The 20,495-nt window shown below is 50.8% G+C and carries 13 protein-coding genes and 1 pseudogene; 10 read left to right on the top strand and 4 right to left on the bottom strand.

What is annotated here, in order from left to right; genetic code table 11:
* Positions 1-356: 356 nt before the first annotated feature.
* From dcuB to HV041_RS18215, 3 genes are all read left to right on the top strand, one after another.
* Positions 357-1,697: an anaerobic C4-dicarboxylate transporter DcuB gene (dcuB, locus tag HV041_RS18205; protein WP_048213861.1), complete on the top strand. Its 1,341-nt coding sequence runs from the start codon at positions 357-359 to the stop codon at positions 1,695-1,697.
* Positions 1,698-1,793: 96 nt separating this feature from the next.
* Positions 1,794-3,440: a class I fumarate hydratase FumA gene (fumA, locus tag HV041_RS18210; RefSeq protein ID WP_121585354.1), complete on the top strand. Its 1,647-nt coding sequence runs from the start codon at positions 1,794-1,796 to the stop codon at positions 3,438-3,440.
* Positions 3,441-3,587: 147 nt separating this feature from the next.
* Positions 3,588-4,220 (top strand): DUF2238 domain-containing protein, encoded by a 633-nt coding sequence (locus HV041_RS18215; RefSeq protein WP_121585353.1) that lies wholly within the window; start codon positions 3,588-3,590, stop codon positions 4,218-4,220.
* Positions 4,221-4,313: 93 nt separating this feature from the next.
* On the opposite strand, the pseudogene HV041_RS18220 reads toward HV041_RS18215, so the two are convergent.
* A pseudogene (locus HV041_RS18220) lies at positions 4,314-4,621 on the bottom strand (alpha-glucosidase/alpha-galactosidase); the annotation flags it as partial.
* 458 nt (positions 4,622-5,079) lie between these two features.
* Here HV041_RS18220 and adiA point away from each other — a divergent pair.
* The 6 genes from adiA (at position 5,080) to pmrB (ending at position 13,431) form a co-directional block, all read left to right on the top strand.
* The gene (gene adiA / locus HV041_RS18225) at positions 5,080-7,347 is read left to right on the top strand and encodes an arginine decarboxylase (protein WP_101742870.1); all 2,268 of its coding nucleotides are present in this window, start codon (positions 5,080-5,082) and stop codon (positions 7,345-7,347) included.
* A 316-nt stretch (positions 7,348-7,663) separates the two neighbouring features.
* Positions 7,664-8,425, top strand: coding sequence for an AraC family transcriptional regulator (locus HV041_RS18230; protein WP_048213867.1), 762 nt, complete (start codon positions 7,664-7,666; stop codon positions 8,423-8,425).
* A 127-nt stretch (positions 8,426-8,552) separates the two neighbouring features.
* Positions 8,553-9,890, top strand: a complete 1,338-nt coding sequence (gene adiC, locus HV041_RS18235; RefSeq protein WP_048213868.1) for an arginine/agmatine antiporter — start codon at positions 8,553-8,555, stop codon at positions 9,888-9,890.
* 147 nt (positions 9,891-10,037) lie between these two features.
* The gene (gene eptA, locus HV041_RS18240) at positions 10,038-11,675 is read left to right on the top strand and encodes a phosphoethanolamine transferase EptA (protein WP_115601122.1); all 1,638 of its coding nucleotides are present in this window, start codon (positions 10,038-10,040) and stop codon (positions 11,673-11,675) included.
* A 4-nt stretch (positions 11,676-11,679) separates the two neighbouring features.
* Positions 11,680-12,348: a two-component system response regulator PmrA gene (gene pmrA, locus HV041_RS18245; protein WP_048213870.1), complete on the top strand. Its 669-nt coding sequence runs from the start codon at positions 11,680-11,682 to the stop codon at positions 12,346-12,348.
* Positions 12,349-12,357: 9 nt separating this feature from the next.
* Positions 12,358-13,431, top strand: coding sequence for a two-component system sensor histidine kinase PmrB (pmrB, locus tag HV041_RS18250; protein WP_121585521.1), 1,074 nt, complete (start codon positions 12,358-12,360; stop codon positions 13,429-13,431).
* Between the two features lie 239 nt (positions 13,432-13,670).
* Here the strand turns inward: pmrB and proP are convergent, their stop codons facing one another.
* Entirely contained in the window at positions 13,671-15,173 is a 1,503-nt protein-coding gene (gene proP / locus HV041_RS18260) for a glycine betaine/L-proline transporter ProP (protein WP_048213872.1), read from the bottom strand.
* A gap of 702 nt (positions 15,174-15,875) precedes the next feature.
* On the opposite strand from proP, the gene kdgT reads away from it, so the two are divergent.
* Positions 15,876-16,874: a 2-keto-3-deoxygluconate transporter gene (gene kdgT, locus HV041_RS18265; protein ID WP_048213873.1), complete on the top strand. Its 999-nt coding sequence runs from the start codon at positions 15,876-15,878 to the stop codon at positions 16,872-16,874.
* 27 nt (positions 16,875-16,901) lie between these two features.
* Here kdgT and HV041_RS18270 read toward each other — a convergent pair whose 3' ends face one another.
* Together HV041_RS18270 and crfC are read right to left on the bottom strand one after the other, a co-directional pair.
* Positions 16,902-17,795: a diguanylate cyclase regulator RdcB family protein gene (locus tag HV041_RS18270; protein ID WP_048213874.1), complete on the bottom strand. Its 894-nt coding sequence runs from the start codon at positions 17,793-17,795 to the stop codon at positions 16,902-16,904.
* Positions 17,792-20,149, bottom strand: a complete 2,358-nt coding sequence (gene crfC, locus HV041_RS18275; RefSeq protein ID WP_121585352.1) for a clamp-binding protein CrfC — start codon at positions 20,147-20,149, stop codon at positions 17,792-17,794. The genes HV041_RS18270 and crfC overlap by 4 nt, the downstream gene beginning before the upstream one ends.
* Positions 20,150-20,495 lie beyond the last annotated feature (346 nt).

Raw genomic sequence — 20,495 nt, forward strand, 5'->3', positions numbered from 1 at the left:
AAAGAATACACTCACCAGGTATACCGGTGTTTTACGTAATAGCGGACAATGTAGAACCAACGGTCAGCCCCCGGAAAACCGGTGTAAGCCAGCCCAACTACAGCGTCAGCCGCAGCGCTTCATAACCAGCCCTACTTCCCATCGCCTGAGGATTCTCTCCTCTGATCAATGCCATAGAAAAAAGCTAAATATTTCCAAAAAGTTATAAATACATTCTAGCCAGACATTTAAACATTAATCGCAAATACGGACATATCGAATACTGACCATTTTTTGATGCTTATTCCGGCAAAAAAGAATGTGCCACAGATCCATTTTTCAAAAAATTGACTGGGTTTTTCGCGAGGGTAAATAAAATGTTATTTAGTATACAACTTCTCATAATATTAATATGTTTGTTTTATGGTGCCAGAAAGGGCGGTATCGCGCTGGGTTTGTTAGGCGGTATCGGCCTGGTTATTCTGGTTTTCGTGTTCCATCTCCAGCCGGGTAAACCCCCTGTTGATGTAATGCTGGTTATTATTGCCGTGGTGGCCGCTTCTGCAACCTTGCAAGCCTCCGGCGGTCTTGACGTTATGCTGCAAATTGCTGAAAAGCTGCTGCGTCGTAACCCAAAATACGTTTCTATCGTAGCACCATTTGTTACCTGTACCCTGACTATCCTGTGCGGTACCGGCCACGTGGTGTACACCATTCTGCCGATCATTTATGACGTCGCCATTAAGAACAATATTCGCCCGGAACGCCCAATGGCGGCGAGTTCTATCGGTGCACAGATGGGGATTATCGCCAGTCCGGTTTCTGTAGCCGTTGTCTCGCTGGTTGCGATGCTGGGTAACGTGACATTTGAAGGCAAGCACCTCGAATTCCTCGACCTGCTTGGCATCACCATTCCGTCTACCCTGCTGGGTATCCTGGCTATCGGTATTTTCAGCTGGTTCCGTGGTAAAGATCTGGATAAAGATGAAGAGTTCCAGAAGTTTATTTCCGTACCTGAAAACCATCACTATGTGTATGGCGACACGGCAACACTGTTAGACAAAAAACTGCCGAAAAGTAACTGGCTGGCAATGTGGATCTTCCTCGCTGCCATCGCCGTTGTTGCCGTGCTCGGTGCAGTATCTGAACTGCGCCCTTCTTTTGGTGGCAAACCGCTGTCAATGGTCCTGGTTATCCAGATGTTCATGCTGCTGACTGGCGCATTGATTATCATCTTAACCAAAACGAATCCCGCATCTATCTCAAAAAATGAAGTCTTCCGTTCAGGTATGATCGCGATTGTTGCGGTGTACGGTATTGCCTGGATGGCCGAAACCATGTTCGGTGCGCATATGTCTGAAATTCAGGGCGTACTGGGCGAGATGGTGAAAGAACATCCGTGGGCCTATGCGATCGTCCTGCTGTTAGTCTCCAAGTTTGTAAACTCTCAGGCTGCAGCGCTGGCCGCTATCGTTCCAGTCGCACTGGCTATCGGGGTTGATCCAGCGTACATCGTTGCTTCTGCTCCGGCTTGTTACGGTTACTACATTCTGCCGACCTACCCGAGCGATCTGGCTGCTATTCAGTTTGACCGTTCAGGTACCACCCACATTGGCCGTTTCGTTATCAACCACAGCTTCATTCTGCCTGGTTTGATCGGCGTAAGCGTATCCTGTGTCTTTGGTTGGGTCTTCGCCGCAATGTACGGTTTCCTGTAATCACACTTCGCGTGCCGTCCGCTATGGTGCGGCACGCCACCGTTAAGACGCAGAGAATTTTTAAATTCCTGATAAAAATGAAAAGGCTGGAAGCAAATGTCAAAAGTTGAATTCACTTACCAGGCGGCTTTCCCACTGGGGGAAGACAAAACTGAGTACTACCTGCTGACATCCGATCACGTCAGCGTCGGCGAGTTTGAAGGCGAGTCAATCCTGAAAGTAGCGCCTGAAGCACTTACGCTACTGGCCCAGCAAGCCTTCCACGATGCCTCCTTCATGCTTCGCCCTGAACACCAACAGCAAGTCGCCTCCATACTCCATGATCCTGAAGCCAGCGAAAACGATAAGTATGTTGCGCTGCAATTCCTGAGAAACTCCGAGATTGCCGCCAAAGGCGTATTGCCAACCTGTCAGGATACCGGCACGGCCATTATCATGGGTAAAAAAGGTCAACGTGTCTGGACCGGCGGCGGTGACGAAGCGGCGCTCTCCAGAGGCGTATTTAATACCTATATTGAAGATAACCTGCGCTACTCGCAAAACGCGGCGCTGGATATGTACAAAGAAGTGAATACCGGCACTAACCTGCCTGCGCAAATCGACCTGTACAGCATGGACGGCGACGAATATAAATTCCTGTGCGTGGCAAAAGGCGGCGGTTCTGCCAACAAAACCTATCTGTATCAGGAAACGAAAGCACTGCTGACTCCCGGCAAACTGAAAAACTTCCTGGTTGAGAAAATGCGTACGCTGGGGACTGCAGCTTGCCCGCCGTACCATATCGCATTTGTAATTGGTGGTACGTCAGCAGAAAGCACCCTCAAAACGGTGAAACTGGCCAGCACACACTACTATGATGCGCTGCCGACTGAAGGTAACGCTCACGGTCAGGCATTTCGCGATCTGCAACTGGAACAAGAACTGCTGATCGAGGCCCAGAAACTCGGCCTCGGCGCCCAGTTTGGCGGGAAATATTTCGCTCACGACATCCGCGTGATTCGACTGCCTCGCCACGGCGCATCCTGCCCGGTAGGCATGGGCGTTTCCTGCTCCGCAGACCGTAATATTAAGGCCAAGATTAACCGCGAAGGTATCTGGATCGAAAAACTGGAACATAATCCAGGCCAGTACATCCCGGAATCTCTGCGCCAGGCCGGCGAAGGCGAAGTGGTTAAAGTCGACCTTAACCGTCCGATGAAAGAGATCCTTGCCCAGCTTTCTCAGTACCCGGTATCCACCCGTCTGTCGCTGAGCGGTACAATCATTGTGGGTCGCGACATCGCCCACGCGAAGCTGAAAGAACGTATCGAGTCCGGCGAAGGTCTGCCGCAGTACGTGAAAGATCACCCGATCTACTACGCGGGTCCGGCGAAAACGCCGGCAGGTTACCCGTCCGGTTCTTTGGGTCCAACCACTGCGGGTCGTATGGACTCCTATGTTGACCTGCTGCAGTCCCATGGCGGCAGCATGATCATGCTGGCGAAAGGTAACCGCAGCCAACAAGTGACCGACGCCTGCCATAAACACGGCGGCTTCTACTTAGGGAGCATCGGTGGTCCGGCAGCTGTACTGGCGCAGCAGAGCATTAAGCATCTGGAATGCGTGGAATACCCGGAGCTGGGAATGGAAGCTATCTGGAAAATCGAAGTTGAAGATTTCCCTGCCTTCATCCTGGTCGATGACAAAGGCAACGATTTCTTCCAGCAAATCGTGAGCAAACAATGCGCTAACTGCGCGAAGTAACCTATTCGGCCCGGCACTGGACTGACACCAAATTTTTGGGGCCAGCCCAGTGATCCCCCCGGGCCAACTTTATCCCCCCATTAACTGGCGTTGAATTTTCGCCGTTCACAGTGAATAGTAATATTTTCCATTACTTGTGAATTCGCCATGCTCCGCACACTGAATCCTGTAATCCTGAACACTGGCGCTATAGTGCTGGCGCTGATCCTTATCTACACCGGCTTCTGCGCCACCGAGAAATTGACCTGGCTGATGGAAGTGACGCCGGTCATTATTGTTGTGCCATTGCTGCTCGCCACCATGAAGCGTTACCCGCTGACTCCCATGCTCTACACGCTTATCTTCTTTCATGCCATCATTTTGATGGTTGGCGGCATGTATACCTATGCCAAAGTCCCCATTGGTTTTGAAGTGCAGGCGTGGCTGGATCTCAGTCGCAACCCCTATGACAAACTGGGTCATTTTTTCCAGGGTCTGGTGCCAGCGCTGACGGCAAGAGAGATTTTAGTCCGCGGCAATATTGTCCACGGCCGCAAGATGTTAGCGTTTTTAGTCTGCTGCGTAGCACTGGCAATCAGCGCCACCTATGAGCTCATTGAATGGTGGGCGGCACTGGCGATGGGGCAAGGCGCGGATGACTTCCTGGGTACGCAGGGCGATCCATGGGATACTCAATCGGATATGTTCTGCGCCCTGCTCGGCGCGCTAACGACAGTGCTTGTACTGGCGCGAGTTCACTGTGCACAGCTGCGTCGCTACGGGATGGTAAGCGCCAACTAAATATACATACTGCCGGATGTCGATAACGTTCATCCGGCAGACGCAAGAGGAACCTTACTGATGCAACCAGGCCGGCAGCCACTCGCCGTGCGCGTCAATGAGATCTTCACGACCCGGTTTGATAAACCACGGCGTGTATTCAGCAAAGTGTTCCGACGACTCGGTGACGAAATACCCAATTTTTTGAACATTTCATAACGCACAATGTTCTGGCAGCGAGTATTGCCGTGGATATTCGGTTTCGGGACCTGGCCCGTTGCATAAGCTGCCAGCAGTTCCGGATAGAGATCGACATAGGTCCCATCAGCCGTTTTACGCTCCAGTTGCAGATAAAACGCCATATGGTTGATCCCGGCGCAACAATAACGCAACGAAGCAGGATCAATATCCAGATCCCGCGCCGATAAAAGTAATTTTGGGTGCAGACATCATGACTCTCCAGAACGTGGGGTGATGACGCAATGGTGTCATGAGGACGCAAGAAAAACGTCCGGCTTCTGCACCGAGTACTCCCAAAAACTCAGTTCGCCTTTTCGTTCGGGCGAAAACTGAGCCAGCAACATCGACAATCGATAGCCGGATAAGCGTCGGATGGCGCAAACACATGCCCACTGACAGCACACCCCATTCGGCAATATCAGTATCAGCCAAAAAAATAATTCCCCTGTCGATAAACAATGCTGAAAAACTGCCTTCGATGAATATTAACTATTTGTTTATAAAGGAATAAAAATAAAATACGCTCATTTATCAGCCACTTTACAGCCCAATTTGTCAGGATAATACTTGCCTGCGTCACATTCATACGGTGTGTCTGCAATCCATAAATTGCAACCTCTCCACTACCGGGTAAAAGATGATGAAAGTATTAATTGTTGAAAGTGAGTTTCTGCATCAGGACACCTGGGTTGGTAGCGCTGTTGAGCGTCTGGCTGATGCCTTAAGTCGCCAAAATGTTACCGTCATTAAATCCACCTCATTCGACGATGGTTATGCCATCCTCGCGGCAAATGAAGCCATTGATTGCCTGATGTTCAGCTATCAAATGGAACAACAAGATGAACACCTGAATGTCAGGCAATTGATCGGCAAGCTCCACGAACGCCAGCAAAACGTCCCCGTTTTCCTGCTGGGCGATCGGGAAAAAGCCACCGCATCGCTGGATCGCGATCTGCTGGAGCTTGTCGATGAATTCGCCTGGATTCTTGAAGATACCGCTGACTTTATCGCCGGGCGCGCCGTTGCTGCGATGACCCGTTACCGCCAACAGCTGTTACCACCGCTGTTCAGCGCGCTGATGAAATACAGTGACATTCACGAATATTCCTGGGCAGCCCCTGGTCACCAGGGCGGCGTGGGATTTACTAAAACGCCGGCCGGTCGTTTCTATCATGACTACTACGGTGAAAACCTATTCCGTAGCGACATGGGTATTGAACGCGCATCACTGGGTTCACTGCTTGACCATACTGGCGCGTTTGGTGAAAGCGAAAAATATGCCGCACGTGTCTTCGGCGCTGACCACTCATGGTCCGTGGTGGTCGGTACTTCTGGCTCTAACCGCACCATCATGCAGGCATGCATGACTGATAACGATGTGGTAGTGCTGGACCGTAACTGCCATAAATCCATTGAACAAGGGCTCATTCTTACCGGGGCAAAACCGGTGTACATGGTACCAAGCCGCAACCGCTACGGCATTATCGGGCCTATCTACCCGCAGGAAATGCAGCCCGAAACATTGCAAAGAAAAATCAGCGAAAGCCCACTGACAAAAGACAAAACCGGACAGAAACCGTCATATAGCGTTGTAACCAACTGCACCTATGACGGCGTCTGCTACAACGCAAAAGAGGCGCAAGACCTGCTAGCCCAGACCAGCGATCGCATTCATTTCGATGAAGCCTGGTACGGCTATGCGCGTTTCAACCCGATTTATGCCGATCACTACGCTATGCGTGGTGCACCTGGCGACCATAACGGCCCCACCGTTTTTGCCACCCACTCGACCCATAAGTTGCTGAATGCGCTCTCTCAGGCATCTTACATTCACGTCCGTGAAGGCCGTGGCGCGGTTAATTTCTCCCGCTTTAACCAGGCGTACATGATGCACGCCACCACGTCTCCGCTGTATGCCATCTGTGCATCAAACGACGTGGCAGTTTCCATGATGGACGGTAACAGTGGCCTGTCGCTCACCCAGGAAGTGATCGATGAAGCCGTCGATTTCCGTCAGGCGATGGCACGGTTGTACAAAGAATTCACGGCTGAGGGCGACTGGTTCTTCAAACCGTGGAACAAAGAGGTGGTTACCGATCCGCAGACCGGAAAAACCTATGACTTTGCCGATGCGCCAACCCAACTCCTGACGACCGACCAGAACTGCTGGGTAATGCGCCCCGGTGAATCCTGGCATGGGTTTAAAGACCTGCCAGATAACTGGAGCATGCTGGACCCCATTAAAGTCAGTATTCTGGCGCCAGGTATGGGTGATGATGGTGAACTGGAACAGACCGGTGTTCCGGCGGCGCTGGTTACCGCCTGGCTTAGCCGCCACGGCATCGTACCGACCCGTACCACCGATTTCCAGATTATGTTCTTGTTCTCAATGGGGATCACCCGTGGTAAATGGGGCACGCTGATAAACACACTGTGCTCTTTCAAACACCACTATGATGCCAATACTCCGCTCTCACAGGTGATGCCGGAACTGGTAGAGGAACATCCTGACACTTACGCAAACATGGGTATTCACGATCTGGGCGACACCATGTTCGCCTGGCTGAAAGAAAATAACCCAGGTAGCCGACTCAATGCGGCCTACTCTGGCCTGCCTGTTGCTGAAATGACCCCGCGTGAAGCCTATAACGCGATAGTCAGCGATAACGTTGAGATGGTGGCGATTGAAAATCTGCCGGGTCGTATCGCAGCCAACTCCGTCATTCCTTACCCACCGGGAATTCCAATGCTGCTGTCCGGGGAAAACTTTGGCGATGCCAACAGCCCGCAGATTAGTTATCTACGTTCGTTGCAATCCTGGGATCATCATTTTCCTGGCTTTGAACATGAAACCGAAGGAACGGAAATTATTGACGGTGTGTATCACGTCATGTGCGTGAAAGCCTAATGTCGTTTTTTAGATAGTCTATTTTTTATAAGGTTGACGTGTGATAGTTGAGTAATTCCTGAGTATTGCTGCAAAACAATAACATTGTCATACCTTTTGCGCGGGACCACCCCGCGCTTTTTTTATACGCAAATAGTACGTTGCCACTTGCGTAAAAAATTATGTACATGCCAAGAATCCCTACAGATATTGTAATTACTAAAAATCACGCTATTTTATCGCTTGTCTTGATTCATCATACAATTTTTTTTTAGCCGCGATTACTCAGCAGGTGCTGAGTTACGGTATTTGATGTTCATATTCCGGGAGTTTGGGTATGAGGCTTTGCAGCAAAGAAGCTTGTGTTGTTGTATTAACGGAGAAAGATGTTTGGTTAAGGATTAACGGTAAAGAAGCCATCAGTTTAAAAGCTAACCACATGGCTCTGGTGGCGTGTGATAATAATATTATCGATTTTTCTTCACTTAATAACGCACTGGTCGTACATATCAGTCGCGATGTCATTAAAGACTATCTACGATTTTTAAATAAAGATCTTTCACAGTTCCCTCTCTGGCAACGTAGCGCCAATCCGGTGATGACCGCCGTATGCCTGACGCCGGATGTCTTTCGGGTTGCCGCTCAACACAGCGTGATGGAAACGCAAAACGAAGGCGAAAATGAGCGTACCCGTTCGCTACTGTTCACCGTATTATCGCGTTTTCTCGACAGCAAAAAGTTTATCTCCCTACTTATGCATATGTTACGCAATCGCATCAGCGACAGCGTTTACCACATCATTGAGAGCGATATTCATAAAGACTGGAATTTAAGCATGGTCGCCAGTTGCTTATGCCTGAGTCCCAGTTTGTTAAAGAAAAAGCTAAAAAATGAAAATACAAGTTACAGTCAAATAATAACCACGTGTCGTATGCGTTATGCCGTCAATCAATTAATGATGGACGGGAAAAACATTTCACAGGTATCTCAGCTGTGCGGATATAACAGTACTTCATACTTTATCTCCGTCTTCAAAGAGTTCTATGGAATGACGCCACTGCATTATGTCAGTCAACATCGGGAACCCTCCGCTGCCTGATTTTTGATCATTTAGCGATGAGCCATAATAATATCAGCATTGGCGATACCCCTGTTCCGCCATCATAAAATAGTCTTCTGAAGAGGTATGATGTGACGTCATTTATCCTTATCAGGAGTTAAAAAATATGTCGACGGATGCTGATGCTCACAAAGTGGGCTTAATCCCCGTCACCCTTATGGTGTCGGGGAATATTATGGGTTCCGGTGTATTCCTGCTACCCGCAAACCTGGCGTCAACTGGCGGGATTGCAATCTACGGATGGTTGGTCACTATTATCGGTGCGCTGGCACTGTCGATGGTGTACGCCAAAATGTCGTCCTTAGACTCCAGTCCCGGTGGTTCTTACGCTTATGCGCGCCGCTGTTTCGGTCCTTTTTTAGGCTACCAGACCAACGTGCTGTACTGGCTGGCCTGCTGGATTGGTAACATCGCCATGGTCGTTATTGGCGTCGGTTACCTGAGCTACTTCTTCCCTATCTTAAAAGATCCGTTGGTTCTGACGCTCACCTGTGTCGTTGTACTGTGGGTTTTCGTCTTGCTGAATATTGTCGGTCCAAAAATGATCACTCGCGTGCAGGCCGTTGCGACAGTACTGGCGCTGGTGCCCATTGTCGGTATTGCCGTCTTCGGCTGGTTCTGGTTCCGCGGTGAAACCTATATGGCGGCCTGGAACGTCAGCGGCATGAATACCTTCGGCGCCATCCAAAGCACCTTAAACGTAACCTTATGGTCGTTCATTGGGGTTGAAAGCGCCTCCGTTGCCGCCGGTGTGGTTAAAAACCCGAAACGTAACGTCCCTATCGCCACCATTGGCGGGGTACTGATTGCCGCCGTCTGCTACGTTCTCTCAACTACGGCAATTATGGGTATGATCCCTAACGCTGCGCTGCGGGTGTCAGCCTCACCGTTTGGTGATGCTGCACGCATGGCACTGGGTGATACCGCTGGGGCCATTGTCTCCTTCTGTGCAGCGGCTGGGTGCCTTGGCTCACTGGGTGGTTGGACACTGTTGGCCGGCCAGACCGCAAAAGCGGCAGCCGATGACGGCCTGTTCCCACCGATTTTCGCTCGCGTCAACAAGGCGGGAACACCGGTTGCCGGGCTAATCATCGTCGGGATCCTGATGACCCTCTTCCAGTTCAGCAGCATGTCGCCAAACGCCGCAAAAGAATTTGGTCTGGTCTCTTCGGTCTCCGTTATCTTCACCCTGGTGCCATATCTGTACACCTGCGCGGCATTGCTGCTGCTGGGCCACGGTCACTTTGGTAAAGCGCGTCCGATGTACTTACTGGTGACCTTTGTGGCATTTGTCTACTGCATCTGGGCGGTGGTGGGTTCTGGCGCCAAAGAAGTGATGTGGTCGTTCGTGATGTTGATGGTAATCACCGCACTGTATGCGCTCAATTACAACCGGATCCATAAAAACCCGTATCCTCTGGATGCCCCGACCAACAATAATTAATGCCTGTAAGCGTCGTTGCCCGATGACATAAGCGCATCGGGCCTACGCATCACACCCCCCACCAGTACCTGCTAACATTAAGAACTTAATGTTGGCTTAATTTTACTTTGAGAGGATCCGCTCCACTTAGTCGATGGAACCCCCTTAATGTTAAAGCTCCTGTTTAAAAGACCGACTCTCGGGCAAATCAGCTGGCTATTGCTGATCTCATTTTATCTTGCGACCTTCCTGAACATCGCGTTCTACAAACAGGTACTGCAAGACCTTCCGCTGGATTCCCTGCGCAATATCCTGGTGTTCTTATCGATGCCGGTTGTCGCGTTCAGCGTCATGAATATCGTGCTCACGCTGGCCTCTTTCCTGTGGCTTAACCGCCTGGTCGCGTGCATTTTCATTTTGGTCGGAGCATCCGCCCAGTATTTCATCATGACCTACGGCATCATCATCGACCGCTCGATGATCGCCAACATGATGGATACCACACCGGCTGAAACCTTCGCCCTCATGACGCCGCAAATGCTCCTGACGCTGGGGCTGAGCGGCATTCTGGCCGCCATCGTTGCCTGCTGGATAAGAATCAAACCCATTACGCCAGTGCTGCGCAGCGTGTTGTATCGCGCTGCGAATATCCTGATATCGGCACTGCTTATCGTGCTGGTCGCCGCCTTCTTCTATAAAGATTACGCATCGCTGTTTCGTAATAACAAAGAGCTGGTTAAGTCCCTCAGCCCGTCCAACAGCATCGTGGCAACGTCATCCTGGTATTCACACCAGAGACTGGCCAACCTGCCGCTGGTGCGTATTGGCGAAGATGCACACCGTAATCCAGAAATGGTGAAAGGAAAACGTAAGAACCTCACTATTGTGGTGCTCGGTGAAACGTCACGCGGCGACAACTTCTCTCTGTCAGGTTATTCACGTCAGACCAATCCGTTGCTGGAAAAAGATGATGTCGTTTATTTCCCGCATACAACGTCCTGCGGTACGGCGACAGCCGTTTCCGTTCCCTGCATGTTCTCCGACATGCCACGAGCGCATTACGATGAAGAGCTGGCTCACCACCAGGAAGGCGTACTCGATATCATCCAACGGGCGGGAATTAACGTTCTGTGGAATGATAACGACGGCGGCTGTAAAGGTGCCTGTGACCGCGTACCGCATCAGGATATGACTGCGCTGAACTTACCAGGACAGTGTATTAACGGTGAATGCTACGATGAAGTCCTGTTCCACGGGCTGGAAGAGTATATTAATAACCTGAAGGGCGACGGCGTGATCGTGCTGCACACCATCGGCAGCCATGGTCCAACCTATTACAACCGTTATCCGCCACAGTTTAAGAAATTTACCCCAACCTGCGATACCAACGAAATTCAAACCTGTTCGCAGCAGCAACTGGTGAATACCTACGACAATACCATCCTGTACATTGACTATATTGTTGATAAAGCGATCAATATACTGAAAGCGCATCAGGACAATTTCACCACCAGCCTGGTTTATCTTTCCGATCACGGTGAATCCTTAGGAGAAAACGGCGTCTACTTGCACGGTCTGCCGTATTCGATTGCACCTGACACACAAAAACATGTACCGATGCTGTTGTGGCTCTCAGAAGATTATCAGCAACGCTATCAGGTCTCTCAGACATGTTTACAAAAACGGGCCAGCTCAGAAGATTTCTCACAGGATAATCTGTTCTCAACCCTGCTGGGATTAACGGGCGTGCAAACACAGAAATACCAAGCGGCAGATGATATTCTGCAACCCTGCCGGGGAGGCTAACCGAATGAAAATCCTGATTGTTGAAGACGATACGCTGTTACTACAGGGGCTGATACTTGCCGCACAAACGGAAGGCTACGCCTGCGATGGCGTATCCACGGCCCGTGCCGCCGAGCATTGCCTGGAAACGGGGCATTACAGCCTTGTCGTTCTGGATTTAGGTTTACCGGATGAGGATGGCCTGCATTTTCTGACCCGCATCAGGCAGAAAAAATACACCGTGCCGGTACTCATCCTGACCGCCCGCGACACCGTGAAAGACCGCATCACCGGACTGGATGTCGGCGCTGATGACTATCTGGTCAAACCGTTCGCGCTGGAAGAACTGCATGCCCGCATTCGGGCGCTGTTACGTCGGCATAACAATCAGGGTGAAAGTGAGATTATCATTGGCAACCTGACATTGAATATCGGCCGCCGCCAGGTGTGGATGGATGGACAAGAAATTGTCTTAACGCCAAAAGAGTACGCGCTATTGTCGCGGCTGATGCTCAAAGCGGGAAGCCCGGTACACCGGGAGATTCTGTATAACGACATCTACAGCTGGGACAACGAGCCATCAACCAATACGCTGGAAGTCCACATCCACAACCTGCGCGATAAAGTGGGAAAATCACGCATTCGCACGGTTCGAGGTTTTGGCTACATGCTGGCCGCTACTGAGGAAAGCTAAGTGAATTTGATGCGTTTTCTAAAACAACCGCTCCCGCTTCGCCAGCGTTTAATGCTGACGATCGGCCTGATTCTGCTGGTCTTCCAGCTGATTAGCACCTTCTGGTTGTGGCACGAAAGCACCGAGCAAATACAGCTGTTCGAACAGGCGTTACGCGAAAACCGTAACAACGATCGCCATATCATGCATGAGATCCGCGAGGCTATCGCCAGCCTGATCGTCCCCGGCATTTTTATGGTCAGCCTGACGCTCATTATTTGCTATCAGGCGGTACGGCGCATTACCCGTCCTCTTGCCGATCTCCAACAGGAGTTAGAAACTCGCACAGCGGATAATCTGGCTCCCATTAATATCCGTAGCTCCACCATTGAGATACAGGCGGTGGTGACGGCGCTCAATCAGTTGGTTACGCGGCTAACAACCACTATCGACAACGAGCGTCTGTTTACTGCCGACGTTGCCCATGAGCTACGAACGCCACTATCCGGCGTTCGTCTGCATCTGGAATTGCTGTCAAAAACCCACAATGTTGACGTTACGCCGCTCATCACCCGTCTCGACCAAATGATGGACAGCGTGTCGCAGCTGTTGCAACTCGCCCGTGTGGGTCAGTCGTTTTCGGCCGGAAGCTACCAGCACGTCAAACTACTGGAGGACGTGATTCTGCCCTCTTACGATGAACTCAGCACGATGCTGGACCAGCGCCAGCAAACGTTGCTCCTACCGGCGAGCGCAGAGGATGTCATCGTACGCGGCGACGCCACGCTATTGCGGATGCTGCTGAGAAATCTGGTGGAGAACGCCCATCGCTACAGCCCGAAAGGCACCCATATTACGATTAGCCTGAATACAGAGCATGATGCCGTCATGGCCGTCGAAGATGAAGGGCCAGGCATTGATGAAAGTAAATGTGGGGAACTGAGCAAAGCGTTTGTGCGTATGGATAGCCGTTTTGGCGGGATTGGGCTGGGGCTGAGCATTGTCAGTCGAATTACCCAGTTACATCACGGGCAGTTCTTTTTGCAAAACCGCCCAGGAGCCAGTGGCACTCGCGCCTGGGTGGTGCTGGAGAAAGATCAGTAAGAGCTCACCCACACGTACAAAAAACTGCTCACAATCAGTACGCTGCAAACGGTGGTCAAACTTTCATAAATACGGGTTTTCATGACACTCTCCTCCGATACTATGGAGGAGAGTTTGCCTGAAGGATATTAAGCCAACCTTAAGGCCACGCGCCGGATGGCGGCTGACGCCTTATCCGGCCTACAAAGTACAATGCTACCCGTAGGCCTAAAAGCTCGCGCCATCAGGCAATGATACGATTACTCATCAATACGCGGATGCTGCTGCACCAGGCGCGAACGCTTAAGCTGCAGCTCTGCAATTTCCTGATCGATGTCTTCGATTTTCTGCTCAATATTGTCGTAGTGCTCGCCGAGGATCTCTTTCGCTTCCTGAATATCCGAAGCGGCAGGTGTCGCCCCTTTCAGCGGCTGATTGGCGGTTTCTTTCATGGTCACGCCGGTAATTAAACCTATCACCGCAATCACCATCAGATAATAAGCTGGCATCATCAGGTTCTGCGAGCTTTCCACCAGCCAGGCGGCCAGCGTCGGGGTCAGACCAGCTACCAGGACCGAGATATTAAACGCGGCGGCCAGCGCACTGTAGCGAATATGTGTCGGGAACATCGCCGGTAACGTTGATGCCATCACCCCGGTGAAGCAGTTAAGGATCACCGCCAGCATCAGCAACCCGGCGAAAATCAGGCCGATAACGTTACTGTTAATCAGGATAAATGCCGGAATGGCCAGCACAAACAGCGCAATACTGCCCATAATCACAAACGGACGGCGTCCGAAGCGGTCACTCAGCAGCCCCATAATCGGCTGCACAAACAGCATACCAATCATAATGGCGATAATAATCAGCACACCGTGATCTTCAGAGTAGTGCAGGTTATGCGACAGGTAGCTCGGCATATAGGTGAGCAGCATGTAGTAGGTGACGTTGGTCGCAATCACCAGACCGATGCACGCCAGCAGGCTACGCCAGTGTTTAGTCGCAATTTCTTTAAACGAAATCTTCGGTCCTTCCTGCAGACCCTGACGATCGCCCTGCTCCAGCTTGTCGACATGCTGCTGAAATGCAGGTGTTTCTTCCAGAGCATGACGCAGATACAGGCCAATCAGCCCTAACGGTAGCGCCAGGAAGAACGGAATACGCCAACCCCACTCAAGGAAGTTGTCTTCGCCGACGACAGTTGAGATCAGGACCACCACGCCCGCACCCAGCACAAACCCGGCAATCGAGCCGAAGTCCAGCCAACTGCCCATAAATCCACGCTTACGGTCCGGGGAATACTCTGCGACAAAAATCGACGCGCCGGTATACTCGCCGCCGACCGAAAAGCCCTGTGCCATCTTACACAGCAACAGCAGGATCGGTGCCCAGATACCAATAGACGCATACGAAGGGATCAACCCAATACAGAAGGTACTGATCGACATAATCACAATCGTGATAGCCAGGATCTTTTGGCGACCGTATTTATCGCCAAGCATACCGAAGAACAATCCGCCAAGCGGTCGAATCAGAAAGGGAACGGAGAAGGTAGCGAGTGCAGCAACCATCTGCACGCTGGGGTCAGCCCCCGGGAAAAACACTTTACCTAATGCGTAAGCAACAAACCCATAAACACCAAAATCAAACCACTCCATTGCATTACCGAGTGACGCGGCGGTAATGGCTTTTCGCAGTTTTCCGTCATCAATAATGGTGACGTCGCGAAGCGTAATTGGCTTTATTTTTTTCCTTTTTAGCATACCAGTCCTCATAGACTTAGCCCTGTCGCGCTACAGTTCGAGTCTCCCAACGCCGTATGCGCTAAGGTCATCGCCGAGCGGGGATTGCACAGGCGCAATCCCTGTAACAAGCGTAGCAGGTTTACTTACACTGACTGAAAATGAGCAGTACAACCGAACCTGTTGACGCCTGATTGGGCGGTTAATGACCTCTTTACCCTAACAGTGTTTAAATGTGTGATCAACTTCACACATAGTTTTTCATTTCGTCAACCTGCGTAAATAAGGTCATTCTGAGTCAGCTTTTTTACATGGCACGCTTGCGATTTACTGAAAATTAAATACAAGAATAAATCACCTGGCTCCATCAACAATCACAGCAGTCACTATTATTCTGCTAGCAAAAAAACCACCTAATCCCTTCACAAAAAGATCACAGGTTTTTTAATAATCGGAACCTGTAGTGATCTTTGCTCGGAATATGTGATGAAGATAACTAAAACATCGTTTTATTTTGATTGAATCAATGTTCCTGTGAATGCAAACTAATTCCAGACGCAATATCCCTGGGAGCAGAAACATGCTCAACGTATGCCGCGTTAGATTTTATAAAACAAAGAGATAGCCGTTTTCTCTGTTAAAAAACACAAGTAACATTTTGAATTTAAATGATTTTTTACTTTCTTGCGCGTTTATAACCTGCGACAAGACATGAGGACGTTTATGAAAATTAAAGCCACGATTGAACGCATCCCCGGCGGAATGATGTTGATTCCTCTGTTATTAGGCGCAGTGTTAAATACGTTAGCTCCCGATACGGGCGCGTATTTCGGTTCATTTACCAAAGGTATGATCAGCGGGACAGTTCCGATTCTGGCAGTATGGTTTTTTTGTATCGGTGCATCAATTGATTTACGAGCAACCGGTACGGTATTACGCAAGTCAGGTACATTGGTATTAACCAAAATAGCCGTAGCCTGGGCAGTGGCAATGATTGCCGCTTCATTTATTCCTGATACAGGCATTCAAACCGGGTTCTTTGCAGGTCTTTCCGTACTGGCAATTGTCTCAGCAATGGACATGACCAACGGGGGTTTGTACGCCAGCCTGATGAACCAGTACGGTACGAAAGAAGAGTCTGGCGCATTTGTGTTAATGTCTCTGGAATCCGGTCCGTTAATGACCATGGTCATTCTGGGCTCTGCCGGTCTGGCCTCTTTCGAGCCGCACCATTTCATCGGCGCGGTCCTGCCGTTCCTGATCGGCTTTACACTGGGCAACCTGGATCACGACCTGCGTGCCTTCTTTAGCAAAGCGACACCGGTACTGATTCCGTTCTTCGGCTTCGCACTGGGTAACACCATTAACCTGAGCGTCATCGTTGATACCGGTCTGCTGGGTATCCTGCTGGGTGTGGCCGTCATCGTTATCACCGGTATCCCGCTGATTATTGCTGACCGCGTCATTGGTGGCGGGAATGGTACGGCGGGCGTAGCAGCCTCTTCTGCAGCTGGTGCCGCGGTGGCTAACCCAGTCATCATCGCCCAGATTAACCCGGCATTTGAACCGGTTGCCGCTTCGGCAACTGCTCTGGTCGCTGCCAGCGTGATTGTCACCGCCATTCTGGTGCCGATTATCACCGCGTTGTATGCCAAACGTTTTAATAAAAATCAGGTCGCCAACGAGACGGTGGCGACCCCGGCAGACTCACTGCACCACTAAGCCTGCCTTTGCCTCACGCCCCCCAGCTCAACTGATAAGCTGGGGGGGTGCGAAAATCTCCTCAACCATCGCATCAACCAGTCGTTTTGCCGAACACAGTCTCGGCATCCCTAACGCCACATTCTGCCAACGCTGCGTCACCGACCAGCTCACCGGATGGCGCTGTGCATCGCACCAGTCACCCAGCCAACTCAGCAGATCGTTATGTTCGCTCGAACCCCCAACTGCAGGTGAGTTCAGCCATTGATGATAATAATGGCGCGTAGTTGGTGCCGCATTCACGCTATGCGCCAGCGTCTGGGCAGCCATCGTGCGTAAATTGTCTTTTAGCATCGACACTACATCGGCATTCGCCAGCCGACAGGCGTCACCAAAGGCGCCCCAGCGCAGTTCCTCCAGCGCAACAAAGCAGCGTCCGGGTAATGACCAGCCGTCATACGCGCCAGCCCGCCAGCGAGTAAAAATCTGTTCACTGTGTTCGCCTGCCTGCACGGTCAGCCCACGTTGCGTCAACGCTTTCTCTTTATATGCGCTACGTTGGGCAAACCCGTCAGCCAGTGAAATTAATTGCTGCATCACGCCGGGAGTTGATTGTCCGCGTGGCTGTTCAGTTTGTTGTAAGAACACCAGTCGCTCGGCAATACGTACCAGCGCCAGGTGACCAGGATCGATAGTACCCGCCAGTTTTTCCACCAGCTTAAGGCGCATCACCAGGTGTTCGCTGGAAACCCCCGCCATCACCCACGCCCGCAGCTGCGTCTGGGATAACACTTCCTGCGTCAGGCGCGCACGCAACCGCTGCTGCTGCTGCAGAAAACCGCCGGAACGTTTGGTTTCATCTCCCTGAACCAGATCGACCATAAACTTCGGGTAGACGCACTCCAGCGTCCGCCCAGGGCCTTCCAGTAACACGTTAGTCATGTATGCTCGGTTGCAAAAAGGGTGTGGATATCGTCACGCAGCAAGCGGGAATCTTCATAAATCCATGCCGCCGTCGTAATACGATGCTGCAATTGTTCATTCATTGCATTCACCGCCGATTCATTTTGCTGGCGCAGGGTCAGACTCTCGCGCAGGCTCGCCTGCAATTGCGTCAGACACAGTGAAAAATCAGCAAAAAACGTGGCCATGCCTGCCGTAACGGAAATATCGACCTGAGCAACTAAAGCTTTACGAATTTGTTGGCAAAACTGAGTGACGTAATGGACAAGATTCTTGTGCAACGCGCCCATATCAATGAGGTAACGCGTTTTTGTTTCGACGTAATCATTCCATCCCCAGTTGGGTTGATTCAACCAACGTGAGAACGTATCACGCACAACACCGCCGGTGGACGGGGCATTATCAGCAGGGATATCCTGTTCAATAGCCTCGTTAAACAACTGACGGGTATTGAAATTAAACATCGCCGCATGAAAGGCTGGAAAACGGATCCGCGCCCGAAATCCGGCATGATTCAGATCGTCTTTCACCCGCTGCTCAATAGGCCGCATAGCGTCATTCAGCGCCCGGGATAACGTCGATTCAAGCGCCTCAAAACGCAGCGCCAGGTCCCGGCTGATACTCTCCTGCGCCGCCAGCAGGACAACCTCACAGGAGGAGCGAATTTTATCTAACACAATTTTCGCTTGCCCCTCGTCATGCAACACCAGCATATCACCGGCCATTTCCGCCGTTGCAATGGCAGCTCCCATGCCATGTTGTGACATCATCAGCACGTTTTCTTTAACAAAGAACGTATTGATGCCGCACAGAATCTCGGTCTGTTGCTCACTGAGATAGGCCGCAGCAGCCTCCAGCGCCAGCTCAACCTCGTGACTGACCTCGTCGCCCACCCGCGCCTGGCTTCTCTGCAACTGTTGCATATCATCTTCAATATGCGCGATATTCATCTGCAACTGCTCATAGGCTACGGTTAAGCCGTGGGCGCGAAACTCCAGATATTCGTGTGCGCTTTGCGAATAGTTCAATAACTTGTGTGATGCCGAGCGAAGCGCATACAGCGAAGCATTGGCGTGAGCGGCGTGAATGACTTTCTGGATCGGCTGCTCAAACAACGAATCCTCCCACAGCAGATCTGCGGCATGGCGAATATGTTCTTTATCCTCAAGATCGGTGGTACGCCAGCGCCTGCCGAGTGCCGCTTCGGCAAAGTCCTGGACCCAGCGCTGCTCCTGATGATCCGGCAAGCGCCCATTATTCATGAGTTCATGACGTGCCCTGTTGGCCAGATATCCCCACATTGAGGAGACCGGATAAATACGTTCAGGCGTAATACCACCTTTCATCAACGTGCCGGAAATTAACGCCCGCACCTGCTCTTCATCATCACTGTTGCGGTCTTTCTGATCGAATTTGTTAACCAGCGCATACAGCGGTACTGACTTTCCAACCGCCATAATGGCCTGACGGACTTCCTCATCCGAAATCGACTTCAGTTGGGTATAATCCATCACCGCCAGTACCGCTGAAGCCCGCGCCAGCTGTTCATTGAGCATTTGTTGTAAGTGTGGCTGCCCGGCTTCATTCGGCCCGGGCGTATCCAGCAGCGTCAATTGTCCCGGATAACTTGCCAGCCCGGCCAGATGCACGAACTCAACCTCAATAACCGGAATATGCTCAATTGCAGCATAGGCGACAAACGGAAACTCCACCTCCAGCGCTTTAGACAAACGCACCAGATCGTTCAGGCTCTTGAGAAAATGGAAAATAGGCTGTGCGCCAAGGTAATAGCGTTCAAATGCCACGCCGTTTTCAATATGCTGGAGCAGGGCATTCATATCCTTATCTATTTCCAGCGTCTGAGCCAGACGCTGACGATCGCATTCCCGCACGCGCTGCTGTAATACTTTCATTAAGGCGTCAATTGGCGCGACATGCGAAAAATGCAGCACCGGCTCTTTCTGTCCCGGTGTATGGCGGATAAGGGTCGGTAACGCCGTCATCGGGCGATTACGATTAGGTAAAACCTCAGTTCCGACAATCGCGTTAATCGTCGTCGACTTTCCCGCCTTCATCGTACCGACGATCGCCAGAACCATTTCCAGACGGGTAATCTTTCGCAGTTCATTGTTGAGCGTTGCCTGCTGGACATCCATGCCACGCGCGCTGAAATGCAGGGGCTGAACAACCTGTCCACTATGCTCTCCTTTTTTCAGCATGACATCATTCGCCGAGGTCATTGGCAATTTCTGCAATTGCCTGAGATGTTCAAGAGAGAGCATCAGTAAGCGTTCAGCTTCCTGACTTAATTCATAAATTGTCTGTGTGTACATGGAAAATCTTTCCTTAACGCAAATAGCATTACTTTTATTTAGCCAAATCGTTTTATTTATAGATTTTCGGCTTTTATAATTACGTGTGGAAATAATTAAAATTAAAACAACCAGCTGATATTATTAAAATAAAATTTATCGTATGACTGCTGGCCGGATGCCTCTCACTTACTATATTAAGTAAGAAAGATAAACAGAGTAGTTCAGTTTTAAAAAATGCCAGCTTAATTCCCCTACCAAATTTAAGGGGGTCACAAAGTATTCACTCACAATGACTTAGCTAGTCTGTAAGCCATGCTACCTATGAATATCGGGTGTTTCGCCTCACCTTATCTTAAATAGCTAA

It is taken from the genome of Citrobacter sp. RHBSTW-00029, from assembly GCF_014104295.1.
Taxonomy (GTDB): Bacteria; Pseudomonadota; Gammaproteobacteria; order Enterobacterales; family Enterobacteriaceae; genus Citrobacter; species Citrobacter youngae.

Excerpts from the sequence above, each read along its gene's own strand:
- dcuB (WP_048213861.1), top strand. The coding sequence starts at position 357 with ATGTTATTTAGTATACAACTTCTCATAATATTAATATGTTTGTTTTAT.
- fumA (WP_121585354.1), top strand. The coding sequence starts at position 1,794 with ATGTCAAAAGTTGAATTCACTTACCAGGCGGCTTTCCCACTGGGGGAA.
- HV041_RS18215 (WP_121585353.1), top strand. The coding sequence starts at position 3,588 with ATGCTCCGCACACTGAATCCTGTAATCCTGAACACTGGCGCTATAGTG.
- adiA (WP_101742870.1), top strand. The coding sequence starts at position 5,080 with ATGAAAGTATTAATTGTTGAAAGTGAGTTTCTGCATCAGGACACCTGG.
- HV041_RS18230 (WP_048213867.1), top strand. The coding sequence starts at position 7,664 with ATGAGGCTTTGCAGCAAAGAAGCTTGTGTTGTTGTATTAACGGAGAAA.
- adiC (WP_048213868.1), top strand. The coding sequence starts at position 8,553 with ATGTCGACGGATGCTGATGCTCACAAAGTGGGCTTAATCCCCGTCACC.
- eptA (WP_115601122.1), top strand. The coding sequence starts at position 10,038 with ATGTTAAAGCTCCTGTTTAAAAGACCGACTCTCGGGCAAATCAGCTGG.
- pmrA (WP_048213870.1), top strand. The coding sequence starts at position 11,680 with ATGAAAATCCTGATTGTTGAAGACGATACGCTGTTACTACAGGGGCTG.
- pmrB (WP_121585521.1), top strand. The coding sequence starts at position 12,358 with ATGCGTTTTCTAAAACAACCGCTCCCGCTTCGCCAGCGTTTAATGCTG.
- proP (WP_048213872.1), bottom strand. The coding sequence starts at position 15,173 with ATGCTAAAAAGGAAAAAAATAAAGCCAATTACGCTTCGCGACGTCACC.
- kdgT (WP_048213873.1), top strand. The coding sequence starts at position 15,876 with ATGAAAATTAAAGCCACGATTGAACGCATCCCCGGCGGAATGATGTTG.
- HV041_RS18270 (WP_048213874.1), bottom strand. The coding sequence starts at position 17,795 with ATGACTAACGTGTTACTGGAAGGCCCTGGGCGGACGCTGGAGTGCGTC.
- crfC (WP_121585352.1), bottom strand. The coding sequence starts at position 20,149 with ATGTACACACAGACAATTTATGAATTAAGTCAGGAAGCTGAACGCTTA.